A 6,307-nucleotide genomic window follows, 5' to 3' on the forward strand; every position below is an offset into this window, starting at 1 on the left:
CAGCCGATGACGACCAACGTTCGTACCCGTGATGGCGGACCGGCCACGAGCCGGCCCGCCTCGCGGCGCAGCCATGGTGAAGGGCCCTTCCGTTACGCCGCCACCGGCGCGGGCGTCATCCTGCTGGGGATCATGGCGGCGATCGCCGTCTTCCTCATCAGCGAGGCGATCCCCGCCCTGCAGGCGAACAAGGGTCACTTCTTCTCCGAGCTGGTCTGGGACCCGAACGGCAGCCAGGTCTTCGGCATCGCCGCCCTGGCGTTCGGCACCGTGCTCAGCTCGGCCCTCGCGCTCGTCATCGCGACGCCCATCGCGGTCGGCGTGGCGCTGTTCATCTCCCACTACGCGCCCCGCCGCCTGGCCGGGCCGCTCGGCTACCTGATCGACCTGCTCGCCGCCGTCCCCAGTGTGGTGTACGGCCTGTGGGGCGTGGTCTTCCTGGTGCCGCTGCTGAAGACGCCCTCGCAGTGGCTGAACGAGAACCTGGGCTGGTTCCCGCTCTTCGCCGGCGAGGGCGCGATCGGCGGCAAGACCATGATCGCGGGAGCCATCGTCCTGGCGATCATGATCCTGCCGATCATCGCGGCCATCTCCCGCGAGGTCTTCCTCCAGGCTCCCAAGATGAACGAGGAGGCGGCGCTCGCGCTCGGCGCCACCCGCTGGGAGATGATCAGGATGGCCGTGCTGCCGTTCGGCCGTCCCGGCGTCATCAGCGCCTCGATGCTCGGCCTCGGCCGGGCGATGGGCGAGACCATCGCGGTCGCGTTGATCTTCCCCGCCACCTTCGACATCAGCTTCGAGATCCTCACCCCGCACGCCAACAGCATCGCGGCGAACATCGCCAACGGCTTCGGTGAGGCCACCCCGATCGGCAGGGGCGCGCTGATCGCCTCCGGCCTGGTGTTGTTCGTCATCACACTGCTCGTCAACATAGCGGCCCGCATGATCATAAACCGCCGCAAGGAGTACGCGAGGGCCGCCGCATGACCGCGATCCAGCACATCTCGACCAGCCGCCGCATCAAGGACCGCGTCGTCCAGGGGCTGGTCTACCTGGCGTTCGCCCTGGCCGTGGTCCCGCTCGTGTCCGTGCTCTGGCTGGTGATCAAGAACGGTCTCGGGCGCTTCGACCTGGACTTCCTCACGCACTCGATGCGCAACATCAGCGCCCGCGACGCGGGTGGCGGTGCCTACCACGCGATCATCGGCACGCTGGAACAGGTCCTGCTCGCCTCGCTCATCTCCGTCCCCATCGGGCTGCTGACCGCGATCTATCTGGTCGAGTACGGCAACGGCGGCCGGTTGAGCCGGTACATCAGCTTCTTCGTGGACGTCATGACCGGCGTCCCTTCTGTCGTCGCCGGCCTGTTCATCCTGGCGTTCTGGGTCCTGTTCCTGGGCCAGCCGTTCTCCGGGTTCGCCGGGGCGCTGGCCCTGTCGATCCTGATGATGCCGACCGTGGTCAGATCGGCCGAGGAGATGCTCCGCCTGGTCCCGAACGACCTGCGCGAAGCCTCGTACGCGCTGGGTGTGGCCAAGTGGCGCACGATCATGAAGGTCGTCCTGCCGACCGCGCTGACCGGCATCATCACCGGCGTCATGCTGGCCGTGGCCAGAGTCGCCGGAGAGACCGCGCCCCTGCTGCTCACCGTGTTCTTCACCGACTCCATCAACAACGACCCGTTCAGCGGGCCGCAGATGGGGCTCCCCCTGTTCGTCTTCGACCAGGCGGGACGTCCCAACGACACCGCCGTGGATCGGGCCTGGACCGGAGCCCTCACGCTCATCCTGATCGTCATGCTGCTCAACCTGGTCGCGCGCCTGATCGCCCGGTGGCGCGCACCTGCCAGAGGCCGATAAGGGGTAAAGCCACTATGTCCAAGCAGATCCAGGTCTCCGGCCTCCACGCCTACTACGGGGGCCACAAGGCCATCGAGGACGTCTCGATGACCATCGAGCCGCGCTCGATCACCGCGTTCATCGGCCCGTCCGGGTGCGGCAAGTCGACGTTCCTGCGCACGCTCAACCGTATGCACGAGGTCATCCCCGGCGCGCGCGTGGAGGGCAAGGTGCTGCTCGACGGCGAGGACCTGTACGCCTCCAGCGTCGAGCCGGTCTCGGTGCGCCGGATGATCGGCATGGTCTTCCAGCGCCCCAACCCGTTCCCCACGATGTCGATCTACGAGAACGTGGCCGCCGGGCTCCGGCTCAACGGCCGCGTGTCCAAGTCGGAGATGGACGGCGTCGTCGAGACGTCACTGAAGGGCGCCAACCTCTGGAACGAGGTCAAGGACCGCCTCAACAAGCCCGGCGCGGGCCTGTCGGGCGGCCAGCAGCAGCGACTCTGCATAGCCAGGGCCATCGCCGTCCAGCCGCAGGTGCTGCTGATGGACGAGCCCTGCTCCGCGCTCGACCCGATCTCCACGCTGGCCATCGAGGACCTGATGGCCAAGCTCAAGGACGACTACACGATCGTGATCGTCACCCACAACATGCAGCAGGCCGCCCGGGTCAGCGACCGGACCGCCTTCTTCAACCTCGCCGAGCAGGGCAAGCCCGGCAAGGTCGTCGAGATGGACGAGACCTCCCGCATGTTCACCAATCCCACAGAGAAGGCGACCGAGGACTACATCACCGGGCGCTTCGGCTGATGATCCACCAGCAGGCGGCATCCAGTGTGAACGGGGACACGAGGACGAAGCCCATCCTGCTCATCGCGGACCCGGACAACGGGGTCGTGGAGGACGTGGCCACCGCCCTCGAACGCGAGGGCGTCTCGGTCACCGGCGTCCCCGACGGCGCCCAGGGCCTGATCCAGGCCGGGGCGCTGCAGCCTGACGTGGTACTCGTGTCGGCCACGCTGCCGGTCATCGGCGCCGTCGACTTCGTACGGGCGGTACGGCTCTCACGGGCCGTGCCCGTTCTGCTCGGCGTCGGCGAGGGGCACGCCGAGCAGGCCGTACAGGCGCTCGCCGCCGGTGCCGTCGCCTGCGTGGCCAGGCCGTACCGGGTGCCGGAATTATTGCCGTTCATCCACGCCGCCTCCCCGGAGGGCCGCGAGGTGCTGGTCGTGGGCGGCGTCGAACTCGACGCGCAGGCCTACCAGGTACGGGTGGACGGGCGGGTCGTGCATCTGCCGCTGCGCGAGTTCGAGCTGCTGCAGTATCTGATGCGCAACGCGAACCGCACGGTCACGCGCGAGCAGATCATGCGGCATGTGTGGCACACGGTGTCCAGCACCTCGACGAACACGATCGCGGTGCACGTCAAGCGGCTGCGGGCCCGGCTGGGCGACGACGAGGACGCACTGATCCAGACGGTCCGCGGCGTGGGCTACCGCCTGATCGCCCCCGCCCCGTCCGACTCGGTGTGACCCTGCTCGACCCCGTACGACCTGCATGGCCCTGTGCGGCCCTGCATGGCCCTGTGCGGCCCTGCATGGCCCTGTGCGGCCCTGTGCGGCCCTGTGCGGCCCTGCATGGCCCTGCACGGCCCTGCATGGCCTGTATGACCCTGCTTGACCCCGCGAAGCTGTTCAGTTCTGTGCGACTACGTTCCGCCCCGCTTAACCCCGCTTAACCCCGTTCAGCCCGTGGGACGCCCCCTCCGGGCCCCGCGTGACCCCGTGCGGTCAGGCGTGGCGCGACCGGCCCCGCGTGACCTCGTGCGGTCAGGCGTGGCGCGACCGGCCCCGCGTGACCTCGTGCGGTCAGGCGTGGCACGACCGGAAAGACTTCATGATCCGCTCGGCCACGCCCTGAACGGTCGCGATGCCCTGGCCGGTGTCGGCGTTGTTCTCGGTCAGCACGGCCAGCGCGTAGTCATGGCCGTGGCCGTGAATGAGGCCGACGCTGACGATGGCCCAGCGCTTGGTGGACACGCGCTTCAGCCAGCCGTTCTTCAGCGCGACATGGTCGCCCTTGCACTTGGCGGCGCTCACGCCCCAGTTCTGGCCGTCGATCACCTTGCCCATCAGCCTGAGCACCTGCGCACGATCCTTGGCCCGGAGCGGGCTCTTGGCCGACACGAGGGCCTTCATCAGCCGCACCTGGTCTTCGGCCGAGGTGCTGGTGATGCCCCAGCAGTACAGGTCGACGCAGTCACCCGGAACCCCCTGAGTGTGGCGCAGCCCGTACTTCTTGCCCGCCTTCGTGAACCCGGCGGCCCCACCGATCCGCAGCCAGAGGCGATCGGCGGCGTGGTTGTCGCTGTAGCGGATCATGAGGTCGGCGTCGTGCCTGGTGGCCTTCGAGAGCTTGTGCCAGGGGGTCTTGAGGAGGAGCGCCATGAGGATCTGCACTTTGGCGGTGCTCGCGGTGATCAGTCGTTCGTCGCGGTGATAACGGTAGAGGCGCCCGGTGGTGAGATCTTCGACCATCGCTGTGACAGGCCCCGGACGCCCGGCCAGGTAGCGATCGAGCCGCTTGGTGATCTTCTTGGCCACGATCGGCGGATCCGGCTTGGGCTTCTTGCGATGCTTCACCGGCGCGGGGACCTCGACCAGTGCCTGCTGCTGGACCAGGACAGGGGCCTGCTGGTGGAAGGCGGCCCGACGCTGAACCGGCTCTCGCGGGGGCGGCGCCGGCCAGACGGCCAAGAGCAGCAGGAGAAGCCCAGTTAAGGCCACGCGGGAGAACCCCCCGAAGCCTCTCCCCCCGACCATTCGTAAATTATCACGAATGGTGCCGATGTGACGCTAGTGGCCAGTGGTGCCCAGTTTGACGATCGAGCCGACGCCACAGATGTCCCCTTCGGCAACCCTGTGGGGTGGTCTCGTTCTATGGGGCGGCCCCGCTCAGTGGGGCAGCTACCTGGCGGCCCGACCTGGCCAGGGCGAGCACAAGCTGCCAGCGCGCCTGTGCCCGCGGGAGATGCTCACCAACGAGCTCAGTCAGCTCGGACGGACGCACGGACGCACGGACGCCAACGTTCCTACGCCCGCACGGACACCACGGGCTTGCTCGCGCGAACACCACGATCTCGCTGGCCGCCCAAGTCGTATCATCTCGAGTTTCCATTGACGGACGGATAGTCCAGGTCAGGAGCCAGACCAGGAGTGCGGCTCGGGTCGGGAATCCGGCTCGGGCCAAGTGCAGCTCGGGTGGGAAGTGCGGCTCAGGTCAGAAGTCCGACTTGGGTTAGGGGTGCGGTTCGGGGTCTTCGAGGGTCGGGATCGTGGGAGAGAGCAGGGTGTCGGCGTGCTCGCTCAGCCGGCCGCGTACGAGCCGGTAGACGCGGAACTCGTTCGGGTGAGCGCCTTCGTCGTCCCAGAGATGGAGCAGCCCGTAGGAGCCGGGCGCGATCTGGCCGACCCGCTGGAACAGCTCGATGATCATGCCGCTCCAGCCGCCGTCGCGGTTGGGTTGGCCGGCCACGTGCAAGGAGGGAATGCCGTTCAACCAGCGCAGGTCGATCAAACCGTAGTCGGGGAGCTGCGCCAGATACGCACGGATCTCCTCCACCTGCCGCTTCAGGAGACCGTCGGATCCTTCGTCGTCAGCGCGGGCCGTCTGACGGATGGTCACCCACCCGTGGTACTCCATCACCGTCATCCCCCTGCCGCCGTCGCCGTCTCTCCATCACCCTCACAGTCCCCTCCGACCTTGCCATCCCTCCCGCAGGCTGCCTCGCGCGGGCCGCCGAGAAGGCAGCAACGCCTGAGCGGAGAAGCCGCGTTGCCGTCGGCCATCCCCCTCCCGCCATCCCTCTCCCGCCGTCGCCATCCCTCCAGCAGACCGCCTTGCGCAGACCGCCGCGATCGCTCCAGCAGACTGCCTCACGCGGACCGCCAGCACCTTCGCCGTCGCTCCAGCAGGCCGCCTCCAGGCCGCCTCGTGCGCGCCGAGCCTTCCAGGCCCCCGAGAACGGCGCGAGGCCTGGGAATGTAGAAATGCCCGGCAACGGCGCCAGACCCCGCAACGCAGAAAAGGGCCCCACGCGCCACGCGTAAGGCCCCACAACGCGAAAAAGGGCCCCACGCGTCATGCGTGGAGCCCTTTCTGCAACCAAAGATTGTCCGGCGGTGACCTACTCTCCCACACCCTCCCGAGTGCAGTACCATCGGCGCTGGGAAGCTTAACTTCCGGGTTCGGAATGTAACCGGGTGTTTCCTTCCCGCCATAACCGCCGTAACCCTATGAAACTGTCAAACACAACCAACCAACCAGGGCGTGTTTGTTGTTTCAGAATTACATAGTGGACGCGAGCAAGATGCTTTGTGGTCAAGTCCTCGGCCTATTAGTACCGGTCAGCTCCACACGTTACCGTGCTTCCACCTCCGGCCTATCAACCCGGTCGTCTACCGGGAG

General features: G+C 67.6%; 6 protein-coding genes and 2 rRNA genes. 4 read left to right on the top strand and 4 right to left on the bottom strand.

Translation table 11 applies throughout. The annotated features are described in order from the left end of the window. The first annotated feature begins 6 nt into the window (after positions 1-6). Genes pstC through ACIBO2_RS16465 form a run of 4 tightly spaced genes read left to right on the top strand, consistent with a single transcriptional unit; the run spans position 7 to position 3,372 of the window. Positions 7-987, top strand: a complete 981-nt coding sequence (gene pstC / locus ACIBO2_RS16450; RefSeq protein WP_358557440.1) for a phosphate ABC transporter permease subunit PstC — start codon at positions 7-9, stop codon at positions 985-987. Further along, positions 984-1,859, top strand: coding sequence for a phosphate ABC transporter permease PstA (gene pstA / locus ACIBO2_RS16455; protein ID WP_397297636.1), 876 nt, complete (start codon positions 984-986; stop codon positions 1,857-1,859). The genes pstC and pstA overlap by 4 nt, the downstream gene beginning before the upstream one ends. A gap of 14 nt (positions 1,860-1,873) precedes the next feature. Next, complete coding sequence (pstB, locus tag ACIBO2_RS16460) at positions 1,874-2,650, top strand: phosphate ABC transporter ATP-binding protein PstB (RefSeq protein WP_358557446.1); 777 nt, start codon at positions 1,874-1,876, stop codon at positions 2,648-2,650. A 26-nt stretch (positions 2,651-2,676) separates the two neighbouring features. Beyond that, a complete protein-coding gene (locus ACIBO2_RS16465) occupies positions 2,677-3,372 on the top strand; it encodes a response regulator transcription factor (protein WP_358557449.1) in 696 nt (231 codons plus the stop codon). A 336-nt stretch (positions 3,373-3,708) separates the two neighbouring features. On the opposite strand, the gene ACIBO2_RS16470 is transcribed toward ACIBO2_RS16465, so the two are convergent. The 4 genes from ACIBO2_RS16470 to ACIBO2_RS16485 form a co-directional block, all read right to left on the bottom strand. Continuing rightward, positions 3,709-4,596: a serine hydrolase gene (locus ACIBO2_RS16470; protein WP_397297639.1), complete on the bottom strand. Its 888-nt coding sequence runs from the start codon at positions 4,594-4,596 to the stop codon at positions 3,709-3,711. A gap of 541 nt (positions 4,597-5,137) precedes the next feature. Continuing rightward, on the bottom strand, positions 5,138-5,551 hold the full coding sequence (locus tag ACIBO2_RS16475) for an Imm7 family immunity protein (protein ID WP_397297641.1): 414 nt from the start codon (positions 5,549-5,551) through the stop codon (positions 5,138-5,140). A 462-nt stretch (positions 5,552-6,013) separates the two neighbouring features. Next, positions 6,014-6,130, bottom strand: a 5S ribosomal RNA gene (gene rrf / locus ACIBO2_RS16480). Between the two features lie 86 nt (positions 6,131-6,216). After that, a 23S ribosomal RNA gene (locus ACIBO2_RS16485) occupies positions 6,217-6,307 on the bottom strand; the annotation flags it as partial.

Origin of the sequence: Nonomuraea sp. NPDC050022 (genome assembly GCF_044460705.1) — a bacterium.
In the GTDB taxonomy this organism is placed as follows: domain Bacteria; phylum Actinomycetota; class Actinomycetes; order Streptosporangiales; family Streptosporangiaceae; genus Nonomuraea.